Genomic DNA, 12,138 nt, shown 5'->3' with positions numbered 1-12,138 from the left:
CCCAACCTCGACTCGATAAACATAGGCACGATACTGGTGCTCGCCGTGGTCGGCATCCTGGGCATAGGCACCATGTTGAGGGAAATAGGCATTGGAAGAGGACGTAGGCCATAGGCCCTTACCCACGTCGCACCTCTAGAAGGTCTGCTCCAAGTCGACCGCACGCGTAGCCCGGCCGAATCGAACCGACTGAGATCCACAAGCCGCAAAGCCTTAAGAACCCGGAAGCCAAGGCCACGCGCGGGTTTCTTGAGGTCCGCAAAGCCCCGGGGAAGCCGGCATGTCGGCAGGAGGGCCTCCGCCGCCCTCCAGGTGTCGGTTTTACAGCCCATCGACGGCCCTCCGCAGGCCGGGCTCTGCCTCCCGGCTAAAGCCGCCGCGGCGGGCTCCGCCAGACGGATAGCCCCGCATCGGCGTTGCGCATCCGATCCGATTTCGGTTTAATTATAGTAAAAAAAAAGAATTAGAATCACATTTTATAATAAACTATTTAAATTAGTATAGGCGGACTAGTATGCAAATCGGAATTACTGATTTATTCCAGGGTGTTGTCGTCATCAAGGGCCTTCCCGGCGCCGGTAAGACCCTTCTGGCGGCTAGGGCGGCCTCTGAGCTCGGGGGCGCCGCCTGGTTCACCTTCTACGAGACGGCCGAGCGCCTCGCCAAGTACCTAGCCTCCGCCGGCCTCAAGCCGCCTAGATATGTCTTCGACCTGGTCAGCGTCAGAGACAAATCGCCGGTGGACTTCATCGTCGAGAAGGTGCTGTCGCTGAGGCCTGACGTAGTGGTCGTCGACGGCATAAGCGCCCTGACGGCCGACGGCGAGCGGGAGCTGATACACGCCGTGTTCTACCACGGGATATCCCGCGAGATGCCGGTCATCCTGATCAAGGAAGGAGTGGAGGTCTCGCCGGCGGACTACGTGGCCGACACCATAATAGAGGTGGAGCACAGGATAGAGGAGGGATATCCATTAGAAACATCAAGGTCCTAAAGGCGAGAGGCCGGCCGGTCAGATACGCCTCTCTCCCCTACATCATAACCGAGGAGGGCCCCGTCGTGATAGAGCCGAGGGTGGAGTCCAGGGAGCCGCCGTCGGAGCGGCTGGCGACAGGCCTGCCGGGGTTCGACGAGGCGCTCGGCGGAGGGCTGTTGAGGGGCAGCGTGGCGGCCATGGTGGGGCCGCCGGACGGGCTCGCCAGCAAGCTGGCGGCGGTCGCGGCGATAAACATGGCCGGGAGGGGGTATAAGGTGCTGTACCACCACCACAAGGCGGTGCCCGCCTTCCTGAAATTCGCCGAGACGCTCGGGCTGGACTGGAGGGCGCAAGGCGTCGAATGGTTTTACCACCCGGCGGCGGAGCACCACGACATCTCTTGGTATTGGAGGTCGGCCGTGAGGATCAACCGCGGAGGTTTCGATATACACTTTGCGGATCAGTACGAGCGCATCATCGCCGCTGTCGGCGCCGACTTTTTCGCCGAGGCCCTTGGAATCTACTACTCGGCGCTTGAGCGGCCAGCAGTAACCGTGGCGCTGTTCAACTCGTACGATGCGTGGAGCGAGACGGAGCGGGCCGCGGCCCCCCTCTTCGACTACATCCTAATATTCAGGGGAGACCGCGTCGAGGTGCATGCACCCGATCTGGCGACGCCTCTGGAGCTCAGGTGGGCGGCCGACCGAGGCAGAAAGACTGTCGCGTTCGGGCCATGACCTGCGTCACCAAGGGACTTCTGGCCCAGTTCTACGGCTCCCTCGACTTCTCGCTGCGCGCGCTCATACACTACAGGACGTCGGCCGCGTTCGGCAAGCCCCTGGACTACTTCATAGTCGAGGAGCCGTGGCGCGTGCTGGAGGTGCTGGAGAAGTCCGTGGGCGTGCACAACGCCGAGCTGATACTCCGCATGCTTGCCGACTGGCTGAGACGCCGCAACTGCGACGCCACGATCGAGGAGCTGAGGCGCATGCTGAGCGACAGAGCGGCTTGGACAGACAAGCCGATCGGCTCCGCGTAGCCGACAGCCGCTAGCGACAGAACTTAAGGCCAGGACCTCCATCCCCGCTCCGGCGGCTCGCGCCGCCCTCGGCGTACTGGCCCTGTCTGCAGGAGGGAGGCGCGCCCTCCAGGCGCCGTCGGCTTAGGCCATCAGGTCGGGGAGTCTTCGAGATGCTCGGCGTTCCGACGCTCGAATATGAAGATGCCCTTCAGGCGGAGGATCCACGGATCTGGCCGTCTTTCCCTCGGGCGGCATGAGCCGCGCAAGTCCGGTATTCGTTTTCGTTACATGCATCTCACCTGGATCTGGACGTCGCTATGGAGCTGTCGGGTGTATTAGAAGACTTCGATCTACTATTTAATTCGATAATTTTATAGAAGGAATGAAGTATTGATTTAACATCTTTATATTCTCGTTTTCAACATCTATTTATGCTGGGGCTTAGAGGCGTGACGTTGGTATACGGGCCTCCGGGGGCGGGCAAAACCACGTTCGCGGCTTGGTATACTTACAGCAACTACGAGAGGATATTCTGGGTTTCTGTGTTCGAGGACGAGGTTTCCTTCCGGCGCAACATGGCGGCGTTGGGCTACGACTTCGGCGGGAGGCTCACGTTCTGGGAGGCGCCGCTCATCGACGCCGAGGCGTTCTTCGGGACTCTTCTGGACGCCGTGGCGCGGGAGAGGCCGCAGGCGCTCGTCGTGGATTCGGTGACCGAGGCCCTCGCCGCTGGAGGCGGCGTCGGCGCGATCCATAACATCCTGTACCGCGCCGTCAAGCAGGGAGGCGTCGACGTCTTCATCACGGCGGAGGAGGAGGCGGCCTCCAAGGTGACGTACATAGCGGACAACGTGATCAAGCTCGACTACGAGGTGTACCCATACGGCGCCGTGAGGGAGGCCGTGGTCAAGAAGGTGCGCGGCGGGAGGGCCGGCTTCTCCCTGCCGTTCGTCATAAGAGAGGGGAGGGGCATGGTCTTCCTGGCGCCGGTCGCCTCGACGAGGGCGGCCGTCGAGCGGCTGGAGACGGGCACCTGCCTGGACGAGGTCGTCGGTGGGCTGTACAAAGGCCTGTTGCACGCCATAGTGGGCCCGGTCGGCGCGGGGAAGACCTGGCTTATGCTGAAGGCGGCCAGGTCGTTGAAGGAGAGGGGGAGGAAGGCGCTATATATCGCCGTCTCGGGCGCCGGGGCTGTGTATGCAGACCGCTTTGGGGTGGACAGCGTCGACGTCGGGCTGAACGTCGAGGAGATGCTCGCGGCGGTGTCCTCCTGGGACGGGGAGGTGGTCTTCGTAAGAGGGCTGGAGGCCCTCGCCGCGATGTACGGATCCTCCGCGCTCTATATGGTGCTGCGCATATTGTTGCAGACGGCCAGAGGCGGCAAGGCGGTCGTGGTATCTCTCAGAGATCTGCACGACCTAGACATACTCTTCGACGTGATTGTAAGGGTCGAGGAGAAGAGCGCAGTAGGGATGAGAGGGCCGGGCGGAAGGATAGGCGAGAAAATTACGTGCTGACGGCACACGGCGGCCCCAGGACCAAGCGGAGCACAGGGGCCAGCCCCTCAGGAGGACTTGCATATGTCCACAATCCCCGTTGGGATCAGCGGCATCTGTCGACACTTGTGTGCCGCAGATAGGGCTATGCGACGCAATAGGCGCCTTCTGCCAGACGACGAAGAGGCGAGAGGGCTACAGCCGACCCCACACCGACGGTCAAATCCTGCATAGGCCGCCTGACGCCGTTTAATTCGTAAATCAGCCATTCCATATCAGTGCGCTGAAAGTCCACGATGGTGCCCCAGCAACAACGGCGAAATAGCCCGGCCGGGATTCGAACCCGGGCCACAGGTTGTTTGAGCCATGCAGGCATGGGGAATTGTCCTCTGCCGCCGGGGACGGCCAGAGGCCGCATGTAGCCCTCTGGCTTCGTCTTGTTGGGCCTCACCATCATGAAGCGAATGTTGACGGCGACACATAAAAACTATGAACCGTTGCCTGCAGGTGTGCGCCTGCAGGCATTTCCTCACAGGTGTATTCACACCTATAAGCCCGCACCTGTGAGCCTGCACCTGTCAGTCTTTACCTGTAGAGAGAAGGCTTATATAATGAACTGTAAGAGGTGTCATGGAGAGGCTAGCAGTTCAACATACATCACATTGTTTACCACGTCATGGATAGATACATAGACAAGATAAAAGAACGTCTAGAGCCCGCGCTGAGGCCTGTTGAGAAGCCGCCAACTATCGAAGAAGTGCTTGAGCATGTCTCCACCCGCGGAGTCTTGCGGGGGCCTGTGGACTGGGCCTTCCCGGCGTGGATGCTGTACGTCGAATACGCGACGCAGGAGATCATAAAGACGTTTCGGCTCTCGGAGGACGAGAAGAGACAGTTAATTCACTTCCGGGATATAATGAAAAAACTTCTGCTGAAGGCGTGGATTCAGACGAAAGAGAAGCTGAAGGCGGTATATAAGGCGATAAAGAACGGCACCTACAGAATAGAGGGGGATCGGCTATACGCGCCGGACGGGTGGATGTATATGGGAAAAACATTCTATATTCATATCAACGGCATAAGCGCCTCAACGCGTTTTCCCGACGTGCTGAAGCTTCCAGAGGAAAAGATTAAACTTCTTCAGATAGGATGGCGTGCGAGCGACGAAACCGAAGCCAAGATGCGACCATCCATGTCTACGTCACAGCCTTGGCAGGTATTTGCATGGGCAGTAGTGAGGAATGGAGCACTTTATATACGCGTCGACAGAGTCATCTTGACGCGCGAAGGCGTAAGCGTGGTAATACGCATGATCGCAAGAAGTTGGAAACAGAAGTGGAGTAAGGACGAAGCAATCACTCTTGTCATGAACCATTTTAAACATGGGGAATGGACGCCTCTATTCACTATGTGGCTAGGCGACGGAGAAGCAAATAACAATGCCACGTTGCGAGGTAAATACGTTGTAATAGCTTCGAAGGAGCCAAAGAAGATTGGTAAACCAATTGGACGTTATGAAGCTGTTATCGCTAGCGGTACAGAGGCGTTTGCAAAGCTCAGAGATGCTGCAGGCGTATACGGCACATTGCTTGATGCGTTGAGATCGCACAAGTGGAACTACATAAAGATGTTGGCAGACGATGCTCCAAATAAAAAAAAAAAAACGCGGAACAACGGCACAAAAGCGGAACCAGATATTAAACCGGTCCCCATTGAAAAAAATAGACGAAAAGATGAGACAGCACAAAACCACCACGAAGCCGGAACCGAAAAAACTTACTACGCCGCATAGGAAGCTTGGCATCGTGGCTGTGGCTGGGCTTATAATGCATCTGCGCCTAGTCAGCGGCAGAGGTGGCTCACTCCTTGCCGAGTACTACACCAAGGATATTAAGAAGGCGCTAGAAGCCATCGATAAGCTCAAGGCGGCCGGGTTTAGGCCGAACATAATAAAGTCCAGCGCTAGCTACGTGGTTTACATCTCCACCACGGACCTTCTAAAGCTTGCAGAGGAAGACGACGCCGTCAGAAGAGCCGTAGCGCTCTACCTCGCCGAAAAGGCGGAGAACGGCACGCCGAGGCAGAGGGAGATCGCCGAAAAAATCTTGAAAAGACACCCCCTTTTCATCTCTCAACATCTTTACTACTTCTTTAAAGTTGCCATCGCTGTGAGTCAGGGATGTACGCCGAGCCGGCGCGGCCCTACGTCGAGGAGGTCGAGAGGAGCAGATGGATGGACAGGTTGCTGGGGCGGTCGATATTAAATCGAAGCGCCGAACCTGGCCTATACGTGGAACTAACAACAGCCAACATGGGAATTTGCTCATCATATCTCAGACTAGGCGATAGCTAGAAGAAATGGTAGCCCGGCCGGGATTCGAACCCGGGCCACGGGGTTTCTCCCCTTCCGGTCCAGAGTTGCGGGTCCCAACGGACTCCCCGCATCCATAGCCGGGCTGCGTCCGGGCACGCGGCCCGGACCGCCCTCCGTGGCCCCTTGGCCGCTAGACGACCGGGCTCGCCCCACAAACACACAAAACATTTTAAACATTTCCCCGGCGACCTCCGCCGGGATCTACGCGGCATACATTTCGGCGGCCGCCTAAGCCAGCCTTAAAAGGCGTCTCCGGCCCTAAGGCGGAGCCGTATGGGGGCTACGACCTTAAAGATGGGGCCTTGGAGAGCTACATGAACATACTGGTGACCAACGACGACGGGATATATTCGCCGGGCCTGCGGATGCTGTATTCCTTCGTCAAGGACCTGGGGAGGGTATACGTCGTGGCTCCCGAGACGCCCAAGTCCGCGTCGGGCCTCGGCATAACGCTCCACAAGCCCCTCCGCATATCCAAGATGGAGCTCGAGGGGGTGCAGGCATACGCCACGTCGGGCACGCCGTCCGATACGGTGTATCTTGCTGCTCTGGAGATAGTCGACCGCATAGATCTGGTCCTCTCGGGCATCAACGTGGGCGACAACACGTCGCTGCAGGTCATCCTTTCGTCGGGCACCATAGGCGCGGCCATGCAGGCGGCGCTCCTGGGCATACCGGCGTTTGCGTTCTCCGTCGACGTCAACGAGCCGGAGGAGCTCCTGGAGGACCCGGCCCTCATATTGGCCATCAGGAACGTCGCCAAGACTGCGGTCAAGTTCGTGGCCGAGTTCGGCATGCCGAAGGGGGTCGACGTCATAAGCCTTAACTTCCCCAGGAGGTTCAGGCCGGGCGCCGTGGTGAAGCTGGCGCCTGCCGCCAAGGTGAAGTTCTCGCAGAGGGTCGACAAGAGGAGGGATCCGCGCGGCGGGATCTACTACTGGCTATACGGCGAGTTGGTGAAGGCGGAGCCGGGCACCGACGTCTATATAGTCCACGAGGAGGGAGACATCGCGCTGACGCCCCTCAGCCTCAACATGAACGTGCTGGGATCGCGCCAGGAGGCCGACGGCGCGGCGCTCCAGAAGCTGGTCGAGCTGCTCAACGGATCGATCGCGTAGCCGGGCGTTCAGTGCAGGACCTGCACCCTCCGATCGGTTTTTAGCCCGCGGCGTACGTCTTCTACATGATGGAGCTCAAGAAATACGTGACGTCGAAACACCTATTGATAGCGCCGTTTCTAGACGTGAGGTGCCTCGGGGTGGATAGGGAGCTCTGCACCGACAGGAAAGAGGTTAGGTTGGTCCGTTGCTCGCTCCTAAACTAGCCCCATTTTGCCGCCACGTATATTCCGTACAGCGCTGCGTATATCAAGATGGGGTAGACCACCAGCCTCTCCACTATCGGCGGCTCGCCCAGCGCTATGTAGGCCGCCAGCGACGCCAGGGAGATCGCGCCGAAGGCGACGCCCAGCCATCTGAGGGCCTTCGGCACGGCCGTATATACGCCGAGCGCCGCGACGGCCAACCCCCCGAAGAGAAACGCGGTGAGGGCCGAGACGGTGTGGAGGCCGTAGGGCGAGCCCTCGGGGAATAGGCCGACCCCAAGCGCCCCCAGGCCCGAAAGGCCGAGCAGGACCGTCGAGGCGGCCCTCCTCGTCGTCAGGCGGCCCACCCCGTAGGAGGAGGCCATGACCAGAACGCCCAGAGCCGCCGCGGACGCGTTGAAGAGCGTCGATATGAGCGGCCCCGCCAGCGACCTGTTGCCCAGATCGCTTATGTAGTTGGTCCACACGTTGTAGTTGGGGTAGAGCCACTGCGCTATTTGCACCACGACTATGAACTGAATCGCGGCGACGGCGAGCGCCGTCGCGTAGAGCCTTGCCGACATAGGAGGATAAACAACGATGCATTTTTAACAGTGAGGACATATACTATTTTATGGAACTGATTCTATTTCTCAAGATAGCGACCTCAGACATCAATATAGCCACAATAGACCCTAGGAAGAGGGATAGAACGGCGGGGCTCGAGATGGAGCAGTAGAACGCAACCTCCAGGAGGACGGCCCCGGCGGCCGTCGCGAGCGCGGTGCTGAAATAGAGCGCGTTGGCTGGCGACTTGCGCCCATTGGTCTCAGCGGATTCCCTCGGCAAGTTTCTTTACCCTCTCCACGAGGCTCAATATGCCGGGCAGATCCTCCCTCCTGGCCACTATGTATATCTGGTTGTCGTGCCTCAACACGTGTTCGGGGCTTATGCCGACCGCCCTCATGAGCTGCACTAGGAGAGTCACGGCGCCCACAGGCGCCTGTCGGGGAAACACCACCTTGACGAGGCCTCTGTCGGCCTCCGCGCGGCCCAGAAGGCGGGCCGGCGCCAGGATCCACGTCTTGGCCCCGTCGCTGAGCGCCACGAAGGGCTCCCCGGAGCTGTAGATCGAGTTGAGATCCACACGGCCCCCCTCGGCCACGGCCATGCCGCTGTAGGCCACCGACTCGACGTATCTAAAGTCCTCGGGTCTCGGCGACGAGCGCATGAGGGACTTCTCGAGCCTCTCCAAGGCCTTGACTATGGTGGCTATCTTCACGTCCTTTCCGGCGGCCGCATCGACGAGGGGCTTTATGGCGCGTGCGACCGCCGAGAGGTTGGCGAGGCCCGTCGACATCACCAGCGAATACAAGGGGTTTCCCTCCACCGCCAGCTTCACCGCGTCTTGTATTTTCATCGAATATGGATATCTAATTAGTTTTTATCTCTTCTCTTATAGTAAATAAGTAAATTTTAATTTAATAAAAATATTATATTTTTAACATGTTTATTTTCCCTATGTCATGAATAAGACAAAAAATTTATATTTTTGATGCAACAACCCGCATCCCATGGACATAGGACTGGTCCAGTACGCCCTTTCGGTCATATCGGGGGTGCTGGTGGGGTTTTCCCTGGGCTTGATAGGGGGAGGCGGATCCATACTCGCGGTGCCGCTCTTCCTCTATTTCGTCGGTCTCTCCGCCCTGCCGAACTCGGCGCATGTGGCCATAGGCACGACGGCGCTGGCCGTGGGGATAAACGCATTCATAAACTCCTATATGCACTTTAAAAAGAGGAACATAGCGCCCAGAGTAGGCGCGATGTTCGCCGCCGTGGGCCTCGTGGGTTCGCTGATAGGCGCGTATCTGGGCCACATCACGCCCGGCACGTCCCTCCTCACGTACTTCGCAATAGCGATGATAGCCCTAGGCATATACGTCGCTGTGAGGAGAGAGCCTGCGAGGGCAGGCGGGTTGGCGGAGGTCGAGAGGGTCACGGAGGCGGTGAGGAGATGCCCGAGGCTCACGCCGTCGATTATGGCCAAGGTCGCCGGCCTCGGGCTCGTCGTGGGCCTCCTCAGCGGATATTTCGGCATAGGCGGCGGCTTCTTGATCGTGCCGAGCCTGATGTTCTCGGCCGGCCTCTGCATAACCAGGGCCATAGGGACCAGCCTGATAAGCGTCGGGACGTTCGGCGTGGCGTCCGGCGCCGAGTATTGGTACTACGGCGATGTGCTACCGCTCATAGCCGTGCTCTACGTGCTGGGCGGCATCGGCGGCGGGTACCTCGGCACCGGCCTGGCCGTGAAGGCGCCTAAGGACGCGCTGAGGAAGGCGTACGGCGCCATCATCGTCGCGGTCGGAATCTACATGCTCTATAGGATATACGGCTAGAGCAGATCCTTTATGGTTAACTCGGGCCGGAAGCGCCGTATGAAGGCAAAGCCGTTGACGACCGGGTGGAAGGGGCTGTTGGCCCCGTCTTGTAGCTCCACGTAGCCCTTCTGCCAGAGGTCGCTCAATATGCGGGCGTAGAAGAGCCTCCTCTCCACGGTCTCTCTGGCCACCTCGACCTCCTTCGGCGCGTACTGGACTGCGATCCTTATGTCGCGCATTTTGACCAGATCGCGGGGGGACAGGTCGGACTTGACGACGGGGCAGAGGGTCGACATGACGAAGTTTATCTCCATTCTTATCTCCTTCGCGACTGGATCCAGCTCGTATTTTATCACCTTGGGCAGATAGGGGAACGATCTGCAGGTCAGGGGCTTGTAGAGGTCGTGGACGAGGCACTTAGTTCCTCTGAGGAATGGGCATTTGCCCTCGCCGTCGAGAAGCATCAGGTAGCTGAGCGCTACCCTCACGCCGCTTACGGCGTCGAGGAGCGTATAGGCCGGCGCAAACTTGACCCTCACATCCAGGTCGCGCGCCAGCGACTCCAGCACGTAGACTTCATGCGGCAACACGGTCACGGGGCTGGCTCTGCAGCACAACGCGCAGTTGGGCATACAGGCGAACGCCACCGCGGCGTATCTCCGCTCGCACTTTATAAATTCATCCCCATAGCCCGAGGGGCTTGGTCAAGGGCACCTCGCCGCATCAAGCCGAGATGCCCGCCGCTGAACGCCTGCGCCATAGGTTCCGCCAAGTAGGCGAACGAGCTCTCAGCGTTCTTATCGCCGATCTCCCTGCCCCGCATAATGGAGTCCGCGGACGTATCGGAGCGGGCGTGCGGCCCCAAATGTTTTTAAATAAGCTATGTTTATAGTGGTATGATACCGTTGACGCAGGTTCTCGCCTTGGTCGTGCCCTTCATATTCGGCTTACTTATAGGCGTATTGATAAGACGGCTCATAGGCGTAGCCATAGTGTTGTTGGCCATATTGTTGCTGGCGGTCGCCGTGGGCTACATCTCGCCGTCCGCTGCCATGGGCATAATCCAGAGCCTGGGCTACACGGCCTACCAAGCCGCGGAGAAGCTCGGCGTGTTGAAGGCCATGATCCCCTACTCCTCCCTCACGTTCATAATAGGCCTCGTGATAGGGTTGCTCATCAAATAGGGCTTTTGAACTCCTTGGTTTTGCCGAACAACGAGAAGAAGGCGGCTGACATCGCCGCCACCAAGGGGGCCAGGAGGAGCCACATGGCGCCGTAGCCCCAGAGCTCGGCCGCGGCGCCTAGGGCCGGCGGAATCGCCATACCTAAAACCACCAGATAGGACGAGAAGAGGGAATTAACGGCGTTTCTCTCCTCCAACGTCGTCGTCCTGACTATCATTATGGTCGAGATGGTGAACACGCTGCCGTGAGGCACGCCGAGGATGGCCATGGCCGTGGCCAACGAGGCGTAGTCCCTGGCCGCGTAGAAGACGGCCAGGCCCGACAAGGTCAGCGCCACGGACGCGGCGAAGGCCTTGTTCACGTCCCTGACAGGTCGGAGGAACATGTAGAGGCGCGTGAGCATGGACACGGCGAAGAAGGGCAGGAAGAGAGAATAGGCCGCGGCCCTTGCAAGCCCCAGCTCCTCCGAGGCGTATATGGGCAGATAGGTCACGAGTGCTATGAAGGGCACGTTATACGACGTAATGGCCAACGCCGCCGATATAAAGCCTCTGCTCGACAGCGCGGATCCATAGGTCGCGCGGAGGTCGGCTGATCTAGACCCGACTATGGGGATCCTCGGCGACAGGGCGAGCAGGGTTACGGCGAAGGGTAGGAAGAAGAGGAACACCTCTCTGTAGCCATACCTGGTCAATATGGCCGTCTCGTAGGCCGGGCCTATGACGAGGCTCGTGCTCAGCGAGAGGGAGTAGGCCGCGAGCAACCTCTCGGCGTATTCGGGCCTCACCGACGCGATATTTATCAAGTTGGGCATAACCACGCCGAAGGATAGGCCCGAGATGAAGGAGGCGGCCCAAAGCCCGGCGGGTCCGGACAGCCAGAAGGCCGCCAACGCCGGGGGAATCGCCGCCGTTGCGGCGACTAAGGCCCTCCTTCTAGGCGAGGGTCCCAGCGCGATGTTGACCACGGAGCTGCCGATGAGCTGGCCGACGGCGCCTACGGCGGCCAACAAGCCTATCGAGGACGGCGTGAAGCCGAGCTCTCTGGCCAGAGGCGGCACGGTGCTCTGCACCATGTAGTTCACGGACCTAGCCGCGATCGTCAACGTCGCGATCAGCGCGATTAGGCCCAAGATATCCCTGCCGGAGCGCACGTACGCCTGACGACCCCTATAAAAATCAGCCCCGACGAGGGCCTGCCTCGAAAAGGGCTCCTCGATAGACGCCTCGGTTAAGGATTTTTATCCCGATAAACAACATGGCCGGGCGCCGAGGGGACGGGGGCGGCTCGGAGACGGCCGCCCTCTGGAACCTCCCGCACCGCCCGCGGAGGGCGCCGGCGGGCCGCCGAAAGGCGGGGGTAAAAACCAGCCGGCGCCGCGGCCCCCAAGCAGGGCCTGTGAG

Annotated in this window: 14 protein-coding genes and 1 tRNA gene; 10 read left to right on the top strand and 5 right to left on the bottom strand. The window is 59.5% G+C overall.

The annotated features are described in order from the left end of the window. The first annotated feature begins 514 nt into the window (after positions 1–514). The 6 genes from B7L68_RS08940 to B7L68_RS01530 all read left to right on the top strand — a co-directional run bounded on the left by B7L68_RS08940 (position 515) and on the right by B7L68_RS01530 (position 5,757). Positions 515–994, top strand: coding sequence for a hypothetical protein (locus B7L68_RS08940; RefSeq protein WP_081245934.1), 480 nt, complete (start codon positions 515–517; stop codon positions 992–994). A 65-nt stretch (positions 995–1,059) separates the two neighbouring features. Next, on the top strand, positions 1,060–1,713 hold the full coding sequence (locus B7L68_RS08935) for a hypothetical protein (RefSeq protein ID WP_081245933.1): 654 nt from the start codon (positions 1,060–1,062) through the stop codon (positions 1,711–1,713). Continuing rightward, complete coding sequence (locus B7L68_RS01550; protein WP_081245932.1) at positions 1,710–2,015, top strand: hypothetical protein; 306 nt, start codon at positions 1,710–1,712, stop codon at positions 2,013–2,015. The genes B7L68_RS08935 and B7L68_RS01550 overlap by 4 nt, the downstream gene beginning before the upstream one ends. A 413-nt stretch (positions 2,016–2,428) precedes the next feature. After that, on the top strand, positions 2,429–3,514 hold the full coding sequence (locus B7L68_RS01545; RefSeq protein ID WP_238136268.1) for an ATPase domain-containing protein: 1,086 nt from the start codon (positions 2,429–2,431) through the stop codon (positions 3,512–3,514). 655 nt (positions 3,515–4,169) lie between these two features. Further along, positions 4,170–5,285 (top strand): hypothetical protein, encoded by a 1,116-nt coding sequence (locus B7L68_RS01535; RefSeq protein WP_081245931.1) that lies wholly within the window; start codon positions 4,170–4,172, stop codon positions 5,283–5,285. Between the two features lie 19 nt (positions 5,286–5,304). Beyond that, positions 5,305–5,757 carry a hypothetical protein gene (locus tag B7L68_RS01530; protein ID WP_162008389.1) on the top strand — a complete coding sequence of 151 codons (453 nt, stop codon included), beginning with the start codon at positions 5,305–5,307 and terminating at the stop codon, positions 5,755–5,757. A gap of 95 nt (positions 5,758–5,852) precedes the next feature. On the opposite strand, the gene B7L68_RS08575 is transcribed toward B7L68_RS01530, so the two are convergent. After that, a tRNA-Gln gene (locus B7L68_RS08575) sits at positions 5,853–6,012 on the bottom strand. 169 nt (positions 6,013–6,181) lie between these two features. Between B7L68_RS08575 and surE the strand changes: the two genes are divergently transcribed. Both surE and B7L68_RS08570 read left to right on the top strand, forming a co-directional pair. After that, a complete protein-coding gene (gene surE, locus B7L68_RS01520; protein ID WP_081245929.1) occupies positions 6,182–6,985 on the top strand; it encodes a 5'/3'-nucleotidase SurE in 804 nt (267 codons plus the stop codon). A gap of 65 nt (positions 6,986–7,050) precedes the next feature. After that, positions 7,051–7,191, top strand: a complete 141-nt coding sequence (locus tag B7L68_RS08570) for a hypothetical protein (protein ID WP_162008388.1) — start codon at positions 7,051–7,053, stop codon at positions 7,189–7,191. Here B7L68_RS08570 and B7L68_RS01515 read toward each other — a convergent pair. Together B7L68_RS01515 and B7L68_RS01510 are read right to left on the bottom strand one after the other, a co-directional pair. Continuing rightward, positions 7,188–7,754, bottom strand: coding sequence for a DUF998 domain-containing protein (locus tag B7L68_RS01515; RefSeq protein ID WP_081245928.1), 567 nt, complete (start codon positions 7,752–7,754; stop codon positions 7,188–7,190). The two genes, B7L68_RS08570 and B7L68_RS01515, sit on opposite strands and share 4 nt — an antisense overlap. A 245-nt stretch (positions 7,755–7,999) precedes the next feature. Then, positions 8,000–8,590 carry a hypothetical protein gene (locus B7L68_RS01510; protein WP_081245927.1) on the bottom strand — a complete coding sequence of 197 codons (591 nt, stop codon included), beginning with the start codon at positions 8,588–8,590 and terminating at the stop codon, positions 8,000–8,002. Positions 8,591–8,744: 154 nt separating this feature from the next. Here B7L68_RS01510 and B7L68_RS01505 point away from each other — a divergent pair, with 154 nt between their 5' ends. Beyond that, on the top strand, positions 8,745–9,569 hold the full coding sequence (locus B7L68_RS01505) for a sulfite exporter TauE/SafE family protein (protein ID WP_081245926.1): 825 nt from the start codon (positions 8,745–8,747) through the stop codon (positions 9,567–9,569). Here B7L68_RS01505 and B7L68_RS01500 read toward each other — a convergent pair. Beyond that, positions 9,566–10,198: a YkgJ family cysteine cluster protein gene (locus tag B7L68_RS01500; protein WP_238136267.1), complete on the bottom strand. Its 633-nt coding sequence runs from the start codon at positions 10,196–10,198 to the stop codon at positions 9,566–9,568. The genes B7L68_RS01505 and B7L68_RS01500 overlap by 4 nt on opposite strands. Before the next feature lie 249 nt (positions 10,199–10,447). On the opposite strand from B7L68_RS01500, the gene B7L68_RS01490 reads away from it, so the two are divergent. Beyond that, a complete protein-coding gene (locus tag B7L68_RS01490) occupies positions 10,448–10,735 on the top strand; it encodes a hypothetical protein (RefSeq protein ID WP_081245924.1) in 288 nt (95 codons plus the stop codon). Here the strand turns inward: B7L68_RS01490 and B7L68_RS01485 are convergent. Continuing rightward, positions 10,728–11,888, bottom strand: a complete 1,161-nt coding sequence (locus B7L68_RS01485; RefSeq protein ID WP_081245923.1) for an MFS transporter — start codon at positions 11,886–11,888, stop codon at positions 10,728–10,730. The genes B7L68_RS01490 and B7L68_RS01485 overlap by 8 nt on opposite strands. Positions 11,889–12,138 lie beyond the last annotated feature (250 nt).

The organism is Thermoproteus sp. CP80 (assembly GCF_002077075.2).
GTDB lineage: Archaea > Thermoproteota > Thermoprotei > Thermoproteales > Thermoproteaceae > Thermoproteus.
This window is presented reverse-complemented; position numbering and strand designations above follow the sequence as displayed.

What these genes read in the sequence shown, in the direction of transcription:
- B7L68_RS08940 (WP_081245934.1), top strand. Translation starts at nt 515, where the DNA reads ATGCAAATCGGAATTACTGATTTATTCCAGGGTGTTGTCGTCATCAAG.
- B7L68_RS01550 (WP_081245932.1), top strand. Translation starts at nt 1,710, where the DNA reads ATGACCTGCGTCACCAAGGGACTTCTGGCCCAGTTCTACGGCTCCCTC.
- B7L68_RS01545 (WP_238136268.1), top strand. Translation starts at nt 2,429, where the DNA reads ATGCTGGGGCTTAGAGGCGTGACGTTGGTATACGGGCCTCCGGGGGCG.
- B7L68_RS01535 (WP_081245931.1), top strand. Translation starts at nt 4,170, where the DNA reads ATGGATAGATACATAGACAAGATAAAAGAACGTCTAGAGCCCGCGCTG.
- surE (WP_081245929.1), top strand. Translation starts at nt 6,182, where the DNA reads ATGAACATACTGGTGACCAACGACGACGGGATATATTCGCCGGGCCTG.
- B7L68_RS08570 (WP_162008388.1), top strand. Translation starts at nt 7,051, where the DNA reads ATGATGGAGCTCAAGAAATACGTGACGTCGAAACACCTATTGATAGCG.
- B7L68_RS01515 (WP_081245928.1), bottom strand. Translation starts at nt 7,754, where the DNA reads ATGTCGGCAAGGCTCTACGCGACGGCGCTCGCCGTCGCCGCGATTCAG.
- B7L68_RS01510 (WP_081245927.1), bottom strand. Translation starts at nt 8,590, where the DNA reads ATGAAAATACAAGACGCGGTGAAGCTGGCGGTGGAGGGAAACCCCTTG.
- B7L68_RS01505 (WP_081245926.1), top strand. Translation starts at nt 8,745, where the DNA reads ATGGACATAGGACTGGTCCAGTACGCCCTTTCGGTCATATCGGGGGTG.
- B7L68_RS01490 (WP_081245924.1), top strand. Translation starts at nt 10,448, where the DNA reads ATGATACCGTTGACGCAGGTTCTCGCCTTGGTCGTGCCCTTCATATTC.